This window comes from methane-oxidizing endosymbiont of Gigantopelta aegis (genome assembly GCF_016097405.1).
Classification (GTDB): Bacteria; Pseudomonadota; Gammaproteobacteria; order Methylococcales; family Methylomonadaceae; genus Methylomarinum.
In genome coordinates this window covers 1,878,200-1,896,141 of record NZ_JAEHGD010000001.1, presented here as the reverse complement: position 1 = coordinate 1,896,141, position 17,942 = coordinate 1,878,200, and the positions used below count along the sequence as shown (strand labels likewise).

Genomic DNA, 17,942 nt, shown 5'->3' with positions numbered 1-17,942 from the left:
TTCCTTCAACTATTTTTTAGAAACACTGCCAGTTGATGCATTAACTGCATCAGAATCAAATACTTCACCTTTAAAGATCCAGACTTTAATGCCAATGATCCCGTATGTTGTATTTGCTTCCGCAGTCCCATAGTCAATATCTGCACGCAATGTATGCAATGGAACACGACCTTCGCGATACCATTCGCCACGCGCAATTTCTGCCCCATTTAACCGACCAGCAACATTAATCTTTATCCCTTCAGCGCCGAGTCTCATTGTATTTGTCACCGCACGCTTCATTGCCCGACGATACATAATTCTTTTTTCCAGCTGCTGTGCAATGCTTTCTGCTACTAATTTCGCATCAAGCTCAGGCTTTCTGATTTCTTCGACATTCATTTGCACAGGCATACCCATCATTTTGGACACTACCTGCCGCATTTTATCGATATCTTCACCTTTTTTTCCGATAACAATACCTGGCCGCGCAGTATGTACGGTTATATGCGCATTAGTGCCCGGACGGTTTATTTGGATCCGACTAACCGATGCATGCGCTAATTTTTCTTGAATATACTCACGCACTTTTAAATCTTGTAACAGAAATACTGGATAGTTCTGGCTATTTGCATACCATCTTGATGTCCAGTCTTTTACAATACCAAGACGAATGCCTGTAGGATGTACTTTCTGACCCATTTTTTGCCTCTACTCGTATTCTGCTACTTTAATTGTTATATGGCACGTTCTTTTCAGAATGTGGTTTGCACGACCTTTTGCTCTCGCTCTGATTCTTTTTAACGTACTCGCCTCATCCACATACACAGTAGACACGACCAATTCGTCTATATCTGCACTTTCGTTGTGCTCAGCATTGGAAATAGCAGATTCCAATACTTTTTTCATGATCCCAGCCGCTTTCTTCGAGCTAAACTGCAAGATGTTCAATGCCTTCTCAACAGGCAAACCACGTATTTGATCACCAACTAATCTCGCTTTTTGAGCAGACAGCGGAGCATTTTTTAACTTTGCTGATATTTCCATCACTGCACCTTATCTTGATTTCTTATCGGCAATATGCCCTTTGTAGGTTCGTGTTGGGGCAAACTCACCCAACTTGTGTCCTACCATATTTTCTGAGATCAGTACCGGCACATGCTGACGACCATTATGTACTGCAATTGTCAAGCCCAACATTTCCGGGCTTATCATAGACCTTCTTGACCATGTTTTAATCGGTTTCCGATTATTGGTCTTAACTGCTTCTTCTACCTTTTTCAGCAGATGATGATCAATAAATGGACCTTTTTTAATTGAACGTGGCACACTTCACCTCTTATTTTTGCTTACGGCGTCTGACAATCATATTATCAGTACGTTTATTTTTACGCGTTTTATAACCTTTAGTCGGAGTCCCCCAAGGTGAAACAGGGTGTCTGCCACCGGATGTTCTACCTTCACCACCACCATGCGGGTGATCAACTGGGTTCATAGCGACACCTCTTACTGTTGGCCGAACCCCTCTCCAGCGTGAAGCACCCGCTTTACCTAATGAAATAAGATTATGTTCGGAATTCGAAACCTCACCAACAACTGCCCGGCAATCTGCCAACACTTTACGCATTTCGCCTGAACGCAAACGCAAAGTAACATGCATCCCTTCTTTAGCAACCAACTGAGCCGAAGTACCTGCACTTCTTGCCAATTGCGCTCCTTTCCCGGGCTTTAATTCTACACAGTGAATCGTGGTACCTAACGGCATATTTCTCAAGGGCATACAATTCCCTGTTTTTACCGGAGTCGCTTCTGCCGATAAAACTTCCTGCCCGACCTTAAGTCCTTTTGGCGCAATAATATATTGCCTTGCACCATCTTTATACAAAATTAGTGCAATATTCGCTGATCTATTTGGATCATATTCAATCCGCTCGACAATAGCCGGAATATCTTTTTTGTTTCTTTTAAAATCAATAATTCGGTAGTGCTGTTTATGACCACCACCGACATGACGCGTCGTAATTCTGCCTTGGTTATTACGCCCACCCGTCTTACTTTTTTTATCCAGCAGTGGTGCATAAGGCTTTCCTTTATGCAACTCATCATTTTTAACTCTTACAACAAACCTTGATCCTGGCGATGTTGGCTTGGATTTTAGAATAGCCATTCTTCTCTACCGTTCCTATTGCTCAATAACTTGTTTTATGCCGATGCAAAATCAATTTCATGACCTGCTTTCAGCTTGACGTAAGCTTTTTTCCAGTCTGAACGCTTGCCTAAAGTACGACCAAACCGTTTGACCTTACCTTTTACATTTAACACCCTTACCGAATCAACCTCTACATCAAACATCAATTCGACAGCTTTCTTAACCTGTAATTTATTAGCTGACTTTTCAACTCTAAATACGAATTGGTTATTATCCTCTGCAGCAATTGAACTTTTTTCTGACACAATAGGCGCCAGAATCACACCGGCTAATTTGACTCTTTCTATACTCATGCCAAACGCTCCTCAATTTGCTTTAATGCAGTAGGACTTACTATCACCTTATCAGCACCTACCAGTGTCACCGGGTCAACCGTTAATGGTGTTGCCACTGTAACATAGGGAATGTTTCGAGTTGCCAGGGCTAAGTTTTCACTCACCTCCTCTGCAACTATCAATATCCTTTTAGCGCCTACATTTTTCAATTTAGCCGCCATATCTTTTGTTTTCGGCGTAGCTGGCTCTATATCTTGACTGACAGCCAGACGATCTTGCCGCAACAATTCGGATAATATTGACCGAATTCCAGCGCGATACATCTTCTTATTAATTTTCTGCTCAAACGAACGAGGTTTAGCTGCAAAAGTTACACCACCTGTCCGCCACAGTGGACTGCGTATTGTACCAGCTCTTGCACGACCTGTCCCTTTTTGTCGCCATGGCTTAATGCCGCCACCACTTACAGCTGACCTGTTTTTTTGCGCCTTAGTGCCAGCACGCCCACCTGCCAAGTAACCAACTACCAGCTGATGAACCAGTGTTTCGTTAAAATCTTGACCAAAAACTTGTTCAGCTACCTCGACAGCAGAGGCTGAATCACCTTCATTTAATGCAGGAATCTGTAAAGTCATTGCCAATTACCCCTTATTCCGTTTTTTTATCGCTGGCGTGATCATTACATCACCACCTTTAGGACCTGGCACAGCACCTTTCACTAAAATCAGATTTCTTTCAGTATCAATTGCTTCAATGGTCAGATTATGCATAGTTGTTTTAACCGCACCCATATGACCTGCCATTTTTTTACCCTTGAATACACGCCCCGGTGTTTGACACATCCCTATTGAACCCGGCGCCCTATGCGATATTGAGTTACCATGGGTAGCATCCTGCATTCTAAAGTTATGCCGCTTTACGCCACCTTGAAAACCTTTACCAATACTGACACCACGAACATCAACAACCTGTCCTTTTTCAAAAATATCGAGACTCAGTTCGGAACCGGCTGTCAAATCTTCACCTTCGCCGTCTTCCAGTCTGAATTCCCATAAACCACGACCGGCCATTACATTTGCAGCAGCATAATGCCCCGCCATCGCTTTATTTACTTTCGAAGATTTTTTCTCACCTGCCGCGACCTGAATCGCTTTATAACCATCTTTTTCCAGATCTTTAACTTGAACCACTCGGTTCGCTTCAATCTGAAGAACGGTTACAGGCACTGATCGTCCATCTTCACCAAAAATTCGGGTCATACCACGTTTACGACCAATAAGACCTATTGACATCTGCCAATTCCTCAACTTTATCTATTTCGCTGTTATTTCAGCTTAATTTGAACATCTACGCCTGCAGCAAGATCTAGCTTCATTAAGGCATCAACGGTTTTATCCGTAGGCTCAACAATATCTAGCAAGCGTTTGTACGTTCTTAATTCATATTGATCTCTAGCATCTTTATTCACATGCGGAGAAATCAATACCGTAAATCTTTCTTTTCTAGTAGGCAGTGGAATGGGACCCAGAACCTGGGCCCCTGTTCTTTTAGCTGTCTCTACTATCTCTCCAGCAGACTGATCAATTAATTTATGATCAAATGCTTTCAATTGGATTCTGATAGTTTGATTCGACATTATTTTTTACTCAATAATTGAAGCAACAACACCCGCACCTACTGTGCGACCACCTTCACGTACCGCGAAGCGTAAACCTTCTTCCATCGCGATAGGCGCGATCAGTTTAACTTCTACGGTAACGTTATCACCTGGCATTACCATTTCAACGCCTTCTGGCAGCTCAACAGCACCGGTAACGTCTGTGGTTCTGAAGTAGAACTGCGGACGATAGCCATTGAAGAATGGTGTATGACGTCCACCTTCGTCTTTTGACAGAACGTAGATTTCGGCTTTGAAATGGGTGTGTGGCGTAATGGTGCCGACGTGCGCCAATACTTGACCCCGTTCGACTTCTTCTCGCTTGGTACCTCTTAATAAGACACCTACGTTATCGCCCGCTTCACCTTGATCCAACAGCTTGCGGAACATTTCAACACCGGTACAGGTGGTTTTTTGGGTCTCTTTGATCCCAACAATTTCAATTTCTTCACCAACTTTGATGATACCGCGCTCAACACGACCGGTTACTACGGTACCCCGACCGGAGATTGAGAATACGTCTTCAATCGGCATCAGGAATGGGCCGTCAACCGCACGTTTTGGCTCTGGAATGTATTCATCAAGAGCTTCAACCAGTTTTTCAACGGCAGGAACACCGATTTCGCTGGTGTCGCCTTCTAAGGCTTTCAGTGCTGAGCCGACGATAATAGGTGTATCATCACCTGGAAAATCATAGGCATCAAGCAATTCACGAACTTCCATTTCAACCAGTTCGATGAGCTCTTCGTCATCAACCATGTCGGCTTTGTTCAGGAATACGACGATGTAAGGCACACCCACTTGTCTTGACAGCAGGATGTGTTCACGTGTTTGTGGCATCGGGCCGTCTGCAGCAGATACAACCAGGATCGCACCGTCCATTTGTGCCGCACCGGTAATCATGTTTTTAACATAGTCGGCGTGACCTGGGCAGTCAACATGCGCATAATGGCGCTTTTCTGATTCGTATTCCACGTGCGAGGTCGCAATGGTGATTCCGCGCTCTCTTTCTTCCGGCGCATTGTCAATTTGGTCGAAGGCTTTCGCTTCTCCACCCATCTTTTCCGCCATGACTTTTGTCAGCGCCGCGGTCAATGTTGTTTTGCCATGGTCTACGTGACCAATGGTGCCGACGTTTACGTGCGGCTTCGTTCTTTCAAATTTTTCTTTAGCCATGAGTCAATACCTATAATAAATAAAGAGTTAAGATACTTTTTCTATAATCGCTTCCGCAACATTTGCAGGTGCTTCACTATATTTTTCAAACTGCATACTGTATGTTGCCCGCCCTTGAGTCGCTGAGCGTAAATCAGTTGCATAACCAAACATTTCAGCCAGCGGTACTTCGCAATGTATAGTCTTTCCCGCTGGAGAATCATCCATACCTTGGATCATCCCGCGACGTCTATTGATATCGCCGACAACATCCCCCATATATTCCTCCGGTGTTACTATTTCAACCTTCATTATCGGTTCAAGTATCACCGGATTCGCAGCCTTCGCCCCATCCCTGAAAGCCATAGATCCTGCTATTTTGAAAGCCATTTCATTCGAATCGACATCATGATATGACCCATCGAACAAACTAACCTTAACATCTACCACAGGAAAACCGGCAAGCACACCATTTTCCATCTGCTCCTGTACACCTTTGTCAATTGCAGGAATATATTCTTTAGGAACAACCCCACCAACTATTTCATTGACAAATTCATACCCAGCACCTCTTTCCAAAGGCTCCAGCCTTAACCAGACGTGTCCATACTGCCCACGCCCGCCTGACTGCCTTATAAACTTCCCTTCTGCCTCAACAGATTTTTTTATCGTTTCTCTGTACGAAACCTGCGGCGCACCAACTGATGCTTTAACACCAAACTCCCTTTGCATACGATCAACAATGATCTCCAAATGAAGCTCGCCCATTCCGGAAATAATGATTTGCCCGGAATCTTCGTTCGTATGCACCCGGAATGATGGATCTTCCTTTGCCAACTTCGCCAAGGCGTCATTCATTTTCTCCTGATCCGCTTGCGTTTTTGGCTCCACCGCAACCGAGATTACCGGCTCTGGAAAATCCATTTTTTCCAAAATTACAGAATCAGAAGCATCGCAAAGCGTATCACCTGTTGTGACATCTTTCAGCCCAATTGCAGCTGCAATATCACCAGCCCTAACTTCTTTCACTTCTTCCCGGCTATTCGCATGCATTTGCACTAAGCGCCCTATTCGCTCACGCTTGCCTTTTACCGGGTTATATACGGCTTCACCCGAATTCAAAACACCCGAATAGACTCTAAAAAAAGTCAAGCTCCCGACAAAAGGATCCGTCGCTATCTTAAAAGCTAATGCTGCAAATGGCGCATCATCACTTGCCGGACATACGACAACATCATCCGAACCTTCCTTATGCCCCTTAATTGGTGGCACATCAATCGGCGATGGCAGATATTCAACCACACCATCTAGCAGACTCTGAACACCTTTATTCTTAAAAGCTGACCCGCAATAGGCAGGCACTGCTTCATTCGCCAAAGTTAACAGCCTAAGCCCTTTCCGTATATCTGCCTCTGACAAAACACCTTCTTCAAGGTACTTATCCATCAGATCTTCATTTGCCTCTGCAGCACTTTCCATCAAATTCTCGCGCCACTCGCTCGCTACCGCCGCTAGATCTTCCGGAATTTCTTTCTCTTCAAACGAAGCCCCTTTATCAGCATCATGCCAATAGATCGCCTTCATTTTAAGTAAATCAATAACACCTGCAAATGCATCCTCAGAACCAATCGGCAATTGAACCGGAACCGGATTCGCACCCAAGCGTTCTCTTATCTGAGCTATTACTCGATAAAAATCTGCACCCGATCGATCCATCTTATTTACAAAGACTAATCGAGGTACTTTATATTTATTTGCCTGCCGCCACACTGTCTCGGACTGAGGCTCTACCCCGCCAACAGCACAAAAAACAGCACATGCACCATCCAAAACGCGCAGCGACCGCTCAACTTCGATCGTAAAATCCACATGACCAGGCGTATCTATTATATTGATACGATGCACAGGATACTGGCCCGCCATTCCTGACCAAAAGCAGGTCGTCGCAGCCGATGTTATCGTAATCCCTCTTTCCTGCTCCTGCTCCATCCAATCCATTGTGGCCGCACCATCATGAACCTCGCCAATCTTGTGCGAAACCCCTGTATAATACAGTATTCTTTCGGTTGTCGTAGTTTTTCCGGCATCAATATGCGCCATTATGCCTATATTACGATACTGCTCTATAGGTGTTTTACGCGCCACAAAAACCTCTCAACCCACTACCAGCGATAATGTGAAAACGCCTTGTTCGCTTCCGCCATACGATGCGTATCTTCACGCTTCTTAACCGCAGAACCTCGCCCTTCAAAAGCGTCTAACAGCTCACCCGCCAGTTTTGCAGCCATTGTTCTTTCGTTTCGCTTACGCGCCGCATCAATTAACCAACGCATAGACAAAGCCACCCGGCGAGACGGACGAACCTCTACTGGCACCTGATAGGTGGCACCACCTACCCGCCTCGACTTAACCTCCACTCGTGGTTGAACATTTTCAAGCGCCTTTGATAATACCTCTAGCGACTCTTCATGCCCCTTCTCAGCAATGGTATCTAATGCACCATATACAATTTTTTCTGCTACAGATTTTTTACCATCACGCATCACCATATTCATAAACTTAGTCAGCATCTCGCTGCCAAAGCGTGGATCAGGTATTACATTTCTTTTTGCCGCGACTCTTCTTCTTGACATTCTCTCAACCCTTAGCTTTTAGGTCTTTTTGCGCCATACTTGGAGCGACCATTTCTTCTTGCCTCAACACCCGACGTATCTAGAGCGCCTCGCACTACGTGATAGCGCACACCAGGCAAATCCTTTACACGACCACCTCGAATCAGCACCACCGAGTGCTCCTGAAGATTATGCCCCTCACCACCAATATAGCTACTCACCTCAAACCCACTAGTCAACCTCACCCTTGCCACTTTACGCAATGCCGAGTTAGGTTTCTTTGGCGTTGTAGTATAGACCCGCGTACATACGCCGCGTCTTTGAGGACAGGCTTTTAAAGCAGGCACCTTGCTTTTTTCAATTTTTTTAGCGCGAGGCTTACGAACCAATTGATTGATCGTGGCCATATCTTAATTACTCCGATATAAAATTTATTCTGCCAGAAAACAAAAGGAACCGCTCTACATATGTACAGCGGTTCCCCTGTAACCAGCCTAAGCTAATTGGCTTATGTGAGCAGAGTATATTAAACCTAAACTCCAACCAGGTCAAGCCAAATTTTTAAAATTTACTACTCTGTGTTTAAGGCTTGTTTCAATGCTTCTTCAACCTCACCTGTATCGACTTTTTTGGCAACATTTTCCGCCTCCATTTTTGCATCGGCAGAGCGTTTTTTGCGTCGCTGCTCATGATAAGCCAATCCAGTTCCCGCAGGAATCAATCGCCCAACGATCACATTTTCTTTTAATCCATATAAGTGATCAGCAATACCCCGAACCGCAGCATCTGTCAGAACACGTGTCGTTTCTTGGAATGAGGCCGCAGAAATAAAGGACTCTGTTGCCAATGACGCCTTCGTAATTCCCAGCAACACAGATTCATACGTTGCAGGAATCTTGCCTTCTTTCTCAAGCTGCTCATTAATGGCATTGACAGTACCACGCTCAACCTGCTCACCTTTTACAAAATCACTATCGCCAACCGAGGTAATTTCAACTTTCCGCAACATCTGACGAATAATCGCCTCAATATGCTTATCGTTAATTTTTACACCCTGCAGACGATATACATCCTGAATTTCCTTAACTAGGTAGACCGCAAGCTCTTCTATACCACGCAACCTTAAAATATCATGTGGCGTCAACTCACCTTCAACAATCGTCTCGCCTTTTTCAACGAACTCCCCTTCAAACACTGTGATGTGTCGCCATTTTGGAATCAGCGTTTCATATTGCTCACCTTCTTTATCGGTAATAATAATCCGCTGTTTACCTTTTGTCTCCTTACCAAACGAAACAATCCCTGTCGCTTCAGCCAAAATCGCAGGATCTTTTGTCTTCCGTGCTTCAAATAAATCGGCTACACGAGGTAGACCCCCGGTAATATCACGTGTTTTACTTGATTCTTGTGGAATTCTAGCCAACACATCACCAACCTGAACTTCACCGCCATCACTGATGCTGGCAATCGCACCTGCAGGTAAAAAGTATTGCGCAGGAATATCCGTTCCAGGCAAATTAATGGTATTGCCCTGCTCATCGACCAACCGAACCATAGGTCGCAATTCCTTACCCGCCGCACTCCGTTGCTTTGGATCAATAACCACCTTAGAACTCAAACCCGTGACTTCATCGGTTTGTTCCTGTACCGTAACACCATCGATGAAATCTCTGAGTTCAACATACCCTTTAACCTCGGTTATAACCGGATGTGTATGTGGATCCCAGTTAGCGATAATATCGCCCGCTGACACCTGCTTACCATCATCGACAGTGATTACCGCACCGTAAGGAACTTTATAACGTTCTCGTTCACGGCCGTACGCATCAATAATTCCGATTTCACCTGAACGCGATACTGCAACGAGCTGACCGTCTCTATTACGAACCGTTTTCATATTGGTCAATTTAATTGTTCCATCCAGCTTGACCTGAACATTACTGATAGCAGCAGCTCTTGAGGCTGCCCCACCAATATGAAATGTACGCATGGTTAACTGAGTACCCGGCTCACCAATGGATTGTGCGGCAACCACACCAACGGCTTCACCAATATTGACCAGGTGACCACGCCCTAAATCCCGCCCGTAGCATTTAGCACAAACTCCATGACGAGTTTCACAGGTAATAATAGATCTGACCAGCAATTGATCTACACTGTTTTCTTCGAGCACAGCCACTAGGTTTTCATCGATCATCGTGCCAGCAGGAATAATGACTTCAGAACCATCGGCAGACATCACATCATTGACGACGACACGGCCCAAGACACGTTCTGACAATGGTTCAACAACATCTCCACCTTCAATGATCGGCGACATAGTCAATCCATTTTGAGTCCCACAATCCTGTTCGAAAATCACTAAATCCTGGGCAACATCGACCAAGCGCCGGGTCAAATAACCCGAGTTCGCGGTTTTCAGCGCCGTATCGGCCAAACCTTTCCGCGCACCATGTGTTGAAATAAAGTACTGCAATACATCCAAGCCTTCACGGAAATTTGCCGTAATAGGCGTTTCGATAATCGAACCATCCGGCTTAGCCATCAATCCGCGCATCCCAGCCAACTGCCGAATCTGAGCTGCCGAACCCCGCGCTCCTGATTCGGCCATCATGAAAATTGAGTTGAATGATTTCTGTTTAACAACGTTCCCATCCTTATCAACAACTTCCTCTTCACCTAAACCTTCCATCATGACGCGAGCAACTTGCTCGTTTGCATGCGACCAGATGTCGATAACTTTATTATATCGCTCACCATCTGTCACCAAACCTGATGCATATTGACTTTGAATCTCACGGACTTCAGCCTCAGCGTTGCGTATAATTTCGGCTTTTTTCTCAGGTATCACCATGTCTTCGATACCAAACGAAACGCCGGAACGCGTCGCCCATCGGAAACCTAAATACATGAGCTTATCGGCCAAGATAACTGTTTGTTTAATACCTAAATAGCGATAACTGAAGTTAATCAACCTAGATATATTCTTTTTAGTCATATCGACATTAACAATGTCGAATGGCATGCCATCCGGCACTATTTGCCAAATCAAAGCACGCCCAACCGTAGTTTCATAGCGTTTGACACTGCTCTCAAAACTACCGTCAGGCTGTATCAACTTTTCATGCACCCGTAGTAGAATTTTACTCTGCAACTCAACCGCACGATGATCCAACGCCTTAACAACTTCATCCGCATCGGCAAAATAAGAACCATCGCCTTTTGCATTGACTTTTTCACGACTAATAAAATATAGCCCCAATACAACATCTTGCGATGGGTTGATAACCGGCTCACCATTGGCAGGCGACAAAATATTGTTTGTCGCCATCATCAAAGTACGCGCTTCGAGCTGCGCTTCAATGGCTAGTGGAATATGAACCGCCATCTGGTCGCCATCGAAGTCGGCATTGAAAGCACTACACACCAGTGGATGTAATTGAATTGCTTTACCTTCAATCAAAGTGGGCTCAAATGCTTGAATCCCCAGTCTATGCAGTGTAGGCGCACGATTTAATAAAACCGGATGTTCTCTGACCACTTCCTCAAGAATATCCCAAACCTCGGCACCTTCCCGCTCGACCATTTTCTTGGCTGCTTTAATCGTAGTCGCCAAACCTCTTAACTGCAGCTTGCTGAAGATAAACGGCTTAAATAATTCCAAAGCCATTTTCTTGGGCAAACCACATTGATGTAAGCGCAGAGTTGGCCCGACCACAATAACCGATCGTCCCGAGTAATCGACCCGCTTACCCAGCAAATTCTGTCTGAAACGGCCTTGCTTACCTTTGATCATATCGGCAAGCGACTTTAAAGGCCGACGGTTAGTACCCGTTATGGCACGACCACGTCGACCATTATCCAGTAACGCATCAACAGACTCCTGCAGCATGCGTTTTTCATTACGCACGATAATATCTGGCGCATTCAGATCCAGTAATCGATTCAAACGATTATTCCGGTTAATGACCCGGCGATATAAATCATTCAAATCAGATGTCGCAAACCGACCACCATCTAATGGTACAAGTGGACGTAACTCTGGCGGCAAGACCGGCAAGACCGTCATGATCATCCATTCAGGCCGATTGTTTGAATTCAATAAAGACTCAATAACCTTCAACCGTTTAGTGAATTTTTTAATTTTGGTATCTGACTTTGTCGCGTTAATTTCTTCCCGCAACATCTTGACCTCTTCTTTCAAATCAATCGATTTCAAGAGATCATAAATCGCTTCAGCACCCATTTTGGCGTCGAAATCATCGCCATGCTCTTCAACGGCTTCCAGATATTCTTCATCTGTCAGTAATTGCCCTCTTTCCAAAGGCGTCATACCTGGGTCCAGAACGACATAGGATTCAAAATATAAAACCCGCTCAATGCTGCGCAATGTCATATCCAACAGCAATGCAATCCGAGAGGGCAATGATTTCAAAAACCAAATATGTGCAACCGGGCTGGCTAGGTCAATATGCCCCATTCGCTCACGACGAACCTTAGACAACGTTACTTCGACGCCACATTTTTCACATATCACACCACGGTATTTCAAGCGCTTGTACTTACCGCACAAGCACTCATAATCACTGACCGGCCCGAAAATTTTGGCACAGAACAAACCATCACGCTCAGGTTTAAATGTGCGATAGTTAATCGTTTCAGGCTTTTTTACCTCACCGAAAGACCATGACCGGATCATATCCGGGGAAGCCAAACCTATACGAATCATGTCAAACTCTTCACTACGACTTTGACGCTTTAAGAAATTCATTAAATCTTTCAAGAGCTTACCCTCTCTGTTTGCAAGCTGTAATCAACCGAAATCCCGACACTCATTAAAACAATCAATCTTGTTCCAATTCAATATTGACACCGAGAGCCTTAATCTCTTTGACCAATACATTAAAGGATTCCGGCATACCGGCTTCCATCGTCAGATTACCATCGACAATATTTTTATACATTCGTGTTCTACCGGTGACATCATCGGACTTCACAGTTAACATTTCCTGCAAGGTATATGCAGCACCATATGCTTCTAATGCCCAGACCTCCATTTCTCCAAAACGCTGACCACCAAATTGAGCCTTTCCACCTAGCGGTTGCTGAGTCACCAGGCTATACGGACCCGTTGAACGAGCATGCATTTTGTCATCAACCAGGTGATTCAGTTTCAACATATACATATAGCCCACAGTAACCTTACGCTCAAACGGTTCCCCCGTCAGACCATCATATAATGTTGTCTGCCCTGACTCAGGCAAATCCGCTAATCGCAGCATGGCACGAATTTCGTCCTCACTCGCCCCATCGAATACCGGTGTCGCCATCGGCACACCATCGACCAGGTTTTTCGCCATTTCCAGAATTTCTTGATCCGTAAAGGAATCTAAATCTTCTTTTTTACCACTGCTGTTGTAAATTTTTTCCAAAAATCCACGAATCTCGGCAACCTTAGCTTGCGCTTCCAGCATCTTTCCGATCTTCACACCCAGTCCTTTAGCAGCCCAACCTAGATGAGTTTCCAGAACCTGTCCTACGTTCATCCGTGATGGCACACCGAGTGGATTCAGCAAAATATCAATCGGATCGCCATCCTCGGTATACGGCATATCTTCTATCGGTACAATTTGAGAAATTACCCCTTTGTTACCATGCCGCCCTGCCATTTTATCGCCGGGTTGAATTCGTTTTTTAACCGCCAGATAAACTTTAACCATTTTCAAAACACCTGGCGGCAAATCATCACCCATCGTGATCTTATTGCGTTTTTGTTCAAACTTGGCTTCAAAGTCCTTGCGTTGTTGTTCAATCTGCTCAGTAACCTTTTCTAATTGCAGATTAACCTCTTCATCCTGCGTCTTGATCTTCAACCAATCGGATTGTTTCAGTCCATCGAGATACTCCTGACTGATTTCCTCACCTTTTTTCAGCCCTTCCGGACCTTTTTCGGCAATTTTTCCAAGCAATAAATCCGCAACACGATTGTAGATATCCTGTTCAACAATTTTCAGTTGTTCATCAATATCTTTTTTGTATCGCTGAATTTCCTGCTCTTCGATTTCCAACGCCCGCTTATCTTTCTTGACACCATCCCGGGTAAAAACTTGCACATCAATGACCGTACCACGAACGCCGCCCGGTACACGTAGCGAGGTATCCTTCACATCGGCCGCTTTTTCACCAAAAATTGCACGCAACAATTTTTCTTCTGGCGTTAACTGGGTTTCACCTTTAGGTGTCACTTTGCCGACCAGAATATCCCCACCTTTCACTTCCGCACCGACATAAACAATCCCGGACTCATCGAGTTTAGATAAGGCTTCTTCGCTGACATTTGGAATATCGGCGGTAATTTCTTCCGGGCTATGCTTAGTTTCACGCGCCACGCAGGTTTTTTCTTCGATATGAATCGTCGTAAAGCGATCTTCTTTGACGACTCGCTCTGACACCAGGATTGAATCTTCAAAGTTATAGCCATTCCAAGGCATAAAAGCGATACGCATATTTTGCCCTAACGCCAACTCACCCATATCCGTTGACGGTCCATCTGCCAAAATATCACCTTTATTGATAATATCGCCTGTTTTAACCAATGGCTTCTGATTGATACAAGTATTCTGGTTTGAACGGGTATATTTAGTCAGGTTGTAAATATCAACTCCGGGCACTCCTTCAATGGTTTCACTATCATTAACCCGGACAACGATTCTTTCCGCATCCACAGTTTCAACGACACCACCCCGCGTTGCAACTACGGCCACGCCGGAGTCTTTCGCAACCACGCGCTCCATTCCTGTACCGACCAATGGTTTTTCAGCACGCAACGTTGGAACCGCCTGCCGTTGCATGTTCGACCCCATCAAGGCGCGGTTTGCATCATCATGCTCCAGAAATGGAATGATGGAAGCTGCAACCGATACAATCTGCTTGGACGAAACATCCATATATTGCACGTCTTCAGCAGAGGCTAACGTAAATTCGTCTTTGTAACGACAAGACACCAAGCCTTCTTTCAACTTCCCATTTTCATCGATTTTAACACTGGCTTGAGCAATAACGAACTCACCTTCCTCAATCGCCGACAAATAATCGCATTGATCGGTCACATAACCATCGACAACCCGACGATACGGTGATTCCAGAAAGCCATACTCATTGGTTCTAGCATAGACAGCCAATGAGTTAATCAGGCCAATATTAGGTCCCTCTGGTGTCTCAATCGGACACACCCGTCCATAATGCGTGGTATGTACATCGCGCACCTCAAAACCAGCGCGCTCTCTCGCCAAACCACCGGGCCCTAACGCGGAGACTCTTCGCTTATGCGTTACCTGCGACAAAGGATTGTTCTGATCCATGAACTGTGACAACTGACTCGAACCAAAAAATTCTTTGACCGAAGCGGATACAGGTTTGGCATTGATAATTTCTTGCGGCATATAGCCTTCAGAGTCGGCCAAAGTCAAGCGTTCTCTAACCGCACGTTCTACACGCACCAACCCGACTCGAAATTGATTTTCGATCATTTCACCGACCGACCGTACTCGGCGGTTACCCAAATGATCAATATCATCTACCGTACCGTGACCATTACGAATTTTGATTAACTCTTTCAAGACATCAATAATGTCTTCTTTGCTCAGCGTTCCAGGCCCTTCAATTTCTTCGCGGCCCAGACGGCGATTAAACTTCATTCGACCTACTGCAGATAAATCATATCGGTCTTCTGTAAAAAACAAGTTTTCGAATAAATTTTCTGCCGATTCTTTTGTAGGCGGCTCACCTGGACGCATCATTCGATAAATTTCAACCAAGGCCTCCAGTCGATTTGTCGTTGCATCAAGCGCCATTGCATTGGAAATATAAGGCCCTCGATCCAAATCATTGACATAAAGTGTTTCAATTTCTGAAACCCCCGCCTCTATCAACTTATCTAATGACTCTTCAGTTATTTCATCATTGACATTAGCAATCAATTCGCCGGTTTCATCATCAATAATATTATGTGCCAGAATCTTTCCATATAAATATTCTTTAGGCACTTCAATTTCTGTAATCCCTGCCTTATCCATCTGACGAATATGTCTGGCGGTAATCCTGCGCCCCTCCTCGACAATGACTTTTCCATCATGCTTGATATCAAAAGTCGACATTTCCCCTCTGAGGCGCTCAGGAATCAAATGGAAAATGATTTTATCGTCAGACAGCGTAAATTTATTGGTTTCGAAGAAAATCTTGATCATTTCTTCGTTGTCATACCCCAAGGCACGCAATAATACAGTTGCGGGGATCTTACGTCGACGGTCTATTCGTACATAGACCGCATCTTTATGATCGAACTCGAAATCCAACCATGACCCACGATAAGGAATGACGCGCGCATTGAATAATAATTTTCCAGATGAATGCGTCTTACCTTTATCGTGATCAAAAAACACACCTGGAGATCGGTGTAACTGAGAAACAATAACCCGCTCGGTACCGTTAATGACAAAGGTGCCATTTTCGGTCATCAGAGGCAGCTCGCCCATGTAGACTTCCTGCTCCCTGATATCCTTAACGACTTTCGCACTCGCTGGTGCATCTTTATCATAGATGACTAATCGCACCAACACCCTTAACGGTGCGGCATAGGTAGCACCCCGTTGTTGACATTCCTTTACATCGAAAACAGGCTCTCCTAATCTGTATTTCACATATTCCAGAACCGCATACCCCGAATGACTAACTATCGGGAAAACCCCTAGAAAAGCCGCATGCAATCCACGATTCTCACGTTTATCAGGGTCAACCCCCGACTGCAAAAAACTGGCATATGAATCGATTTGTGTGGCTAACAGATAAGGAACTTCAAGTACCTCGGTACTTTTTCCAAAATTATTCCGGATACGCTTTTTTTCGGTAAAAGAATAGGCCATATTGCTATCATACCTTGTGGTCAAAAATTATTTACTACCGCTGCTTTGCAAACGGCAAAAGGCCGGCGACAGTTATGTCACCAGCCCTTGCTTAATCAGGCTTATGCCTGGATCTAATCAAATTTTATTTGATTTCGACTTGGGCACCGGCTTCTTCCAGTGCTTTTTTCACTTCTTCGGCTTCTTCTTTGCTAACACCTTCTTTCAATACAGTTGGTGCGCTTTCTACGGCTTCTTTTGCCTCTTTCAGACCAAGACCTGTGATTGCACGAACGGCTTTAATCACTGAAACTTTATTTGAACCGAATGAAGTCATTACAACATCAAACTCAGTCTTTTCTTCTGCGCCACCGGCATCGCCACCGCCCGCAGGTGCAGCAACAGCAACGGCTGCTGCAGCAGATACACCAAATTTCTCTTCCATTGCAGAGATCAGATCAACGACCTCCATAACGGTCATGTTAGAAATCGCTTCCAGAATCTCTTCTTGTGAAAGTGCCATGTTTTTTTCCTCTAAATAATATTTCTGGTTAATAACTGGTTGAAAGAAGCTTAAGCTGCTTCTTTCTGATCTTTAATCGCAGCCACTGTGCGTACCAATTTTGCGTGTGGTTCAGCCAAAGTCCGAACAAATTTTTCAACCGGCGCTTTCATGACCGACATCAGCATGCTGATAGCCTGATCATAAGTCGGCAATGCCGCCAGACGTTTAAGCTCAGATGCATCATACAACTGACCGCCAATGGCAACAATTTTAGGAATCAATTTGTCATGTTCTTTAGCGAATTCATCAATCAAGCGAGCTGCACAGCCTGGATCTTCCATTGAGAACGCAAGAAGCAATGGCCCAACCAGACCATCTTTCATACATTCAAACTCTGTACCTTCTAAAGCCCGTCTAGCTAATGTATTCTTGACCACGCGCAGATAAACGCCAGTCTCTCTCGCTTTTCTCCGCAACTCGGTTAATTCGGTTACAGTCAATCCACGATATTCCGCAGCAACGGCAGAATGAGCTTGAGCGGCGATTGTAGCAACTTCTTCGACGACGGCTTTTTTGTCATCTAATTTTAATGCCACAGTTTACCTCCGGTCATTTTCCAGGCTAAAACCTGGATTTTTGTGTTTGTATCC

General features: G+C 44.8%; 16 protein-coding genes. All 16 read right to left on the bottom strand.

Going from position 1 to position 17,942, the window contains the following annotated elements:
* Nucleotides 1–9: 9 nt before the first annotated feature.
* The gene (gene rpsC / locus JEU20_RS09520) at nt 10–681 is read right to left on the bottom strand and encodes a 30S ribosomal protein S3 (RefSeq protein WP_198245320.1); all 672 of its coding nucleotides are present in this window, start codon (nt 679–681) and stop codon (nt 10–12) included.
* A 9-nt stretch (nt 682–690) separates the two neighbouring features.
* Nucleotides 691–1,026, bottom strand: coding sequence for a 50S ribosomal protein L22 (gene rplV / locus JEU20_RS09515; RefSeq protein WP_198245318.1), 336 nt, complete (start codon nt 1,024–1,026; stop codon nt 691–693).
* A gap of 9 nt (nt 1,027–1,035) precedes the next feature.
* Nucleotides 1,036–1,308 carry a 30S ribosomal protein S19 gene (rpsS, locus tag JEU20_RS09510; RefSeq protein ID WP_198245316.1) on the bottom strand — a complete coding sequence of 91 codons (273 nt, stop codon included), beginning with the start codon at nt 1,306–1,308 and terminating at the stop codon, nt 1,036–1,038.
* A gap of 10 nt (nt 1,309–1,318) precedes the next feature.
* A complete protein-coding gene (rplB, locus tag JEU20_RS09505; RefSeq protein ID WP_198245314.1) occupies nt 1,319–2,146 on the bottom strand; it encodes a 50S ribosomal protein L2 in 828 nt (275 codons plus the stop codon).
* 35 nt (nt 2,147–2,181) lie between these two features.
* Nucleotides 2,182–2,481, bottom strand: coding sequence for a 50S ribosomal protein L23 (gene rplW / locus JEU20_RS09500; protein ID WP_425356689.1), 300 nt, complete (start codon nt 2,479–2,481; stop codon nt 2,182–2,184).
* Nucleotides 2,478–3,098, bottom strand: a complete 621-nt coding sequence (gene rplD / locus JEU20_RS09495; RefSeq protein WP_198245312.1) for a 50S ribosomal protein L4 — start codon at nt 3,096–3,098, stop codon at nt 2,478–2,480. Before rplD ends, rplW begins: the two co-directional genes overlap by 4 nt.
* A 6-nt stretch (nt 3,099–3,104) precedes the next feature.
* The gene (gene rplC / locus JEU20_RS09490) at nt 3,105–3,755 is read right to left on the bottom strand and encodes a 50S ribosomal protein L3 (protein WP_198245310.1); all 651 of its coding nucleotides are present in this window, start codon (nt 3,753–3,755) and stop codon (nt 3,105–3,107) included.
* Nucleotides 3,756–3,787: 32 nt separating this feature from the next.
* Nucleotides 3,788–4,099 carry a 30S ribosomal protein S10 gene (gene rpsJ, locus JEU20_RS09485; RefSeq protein ID WP_198245308.1) on the bottom strand — a complete coding sequence of 104 codons (312 nt, stop codon included), beginning with the start codon at nt 4,097–4,099 and terminating at the stop codon, nt 3,788–3,790.
* A 6-nt stretch (nt 4,100–4,105) separates the two neighbouring features.
* Nucleotides 4,106–5,296, bottom strand: a complete 1,191-nt coding sequence (tuf, locus tag JEU20_RS09480; protein ID WP_198245286.1) for an elongation factor Tu — start codon at nt 5,294–5,296, stop codon at nt 4,106–4,108.
* Nucleotides 5,297–5,323: 27 nt separating this feature from the next.
* A complete protein-coding gene (gene fusA / locus JEU20_RS09475) occupies nt 5,324–7,420 on the bottom strand; it encodes an elongation factor G (RefSeq protein ID WP_198245306.1) in 2,097 nt (698 codons plus the stop codon).
* Between the two features lie 17 nt (nt 7,421–7,437).
* Complete coding sequence (rpsG, locus tag JEU20_RS09470; protein ID WP_198245304.1) at nt 7,438–7,908, bottom strand: 30S ribosomal protein S7; 471 nt, start codon at nt 7,906–7,908, stop codon at nt 7,438–7,440.
* An 11-nt stretch (nt 7,909–7,919) separates the two neighbouring features.
* Nucleotides 7,920–8,294, bottom strand: coding sequence for a 30S ribosomal protein S12 (gene rpsL / locus JEU20_RS09465; protein WP_198245302.1), 375 nt, complete (start codon nt 8,292–8,294; stop codon nt 7,920–7,922).
* A 164-nt stretch (nt 8,295–8,458) separates the two neighbouring features.
* The gene (rpoC, locus tag JEU20_RS09460) at nt 8,459–12,670 is read right to left on the bottom strand and encodes a DNA-directed RNA polymerase subunit beta' (protein WP_483446971.1); all 4,212 of its coding nucleotides are present in this window, start codon (nt 12,668–12,670) and stop codon (nt 8,459–8,461) included.
* A gap of 61 nt (nt 12,671–12,731) precedes the next feature.
* The gene (gene rpoB, locus JEU20_RS09455; protein ID WP_198245300.1) at nt 12,732–16,808 is read right to left on the bottom strand and encodes a DNA-directed RNA polymerase subunit beta; all 4,077 of its coding nucleotides are present in this window, start codon (nt 16,806–16,808) and stop codon (nt 12,732–12,734) included.
* 124 nt (nt 16,809–16,932) lie between these two features.
* A complete protein-coding gene (rplL, locus tag JEU20_RS09450) occupies nt 16,933–17,310 on the bottom strand; it encodes a 50S ribosomal protein L7/L12 (protein WP_198245298.1) in 378 nt (125 codons plus the stop codon).
* 50 nt (nt 17,311–17,360) lie between these two features.
* Complete coding sequence (gene rplJ, locus JEU20_RS09445; protein ID WP_198245297.1) at nt 17,361–17,888, bottom strand: 50S ribosomal protein L10; 528 nt, start codon at nt 17,886–17,888, stop codon at nt 17,361–17,363.
* Between the last annotated feature and the right edge of the window lie 54 nt (nt 17,889–17,942).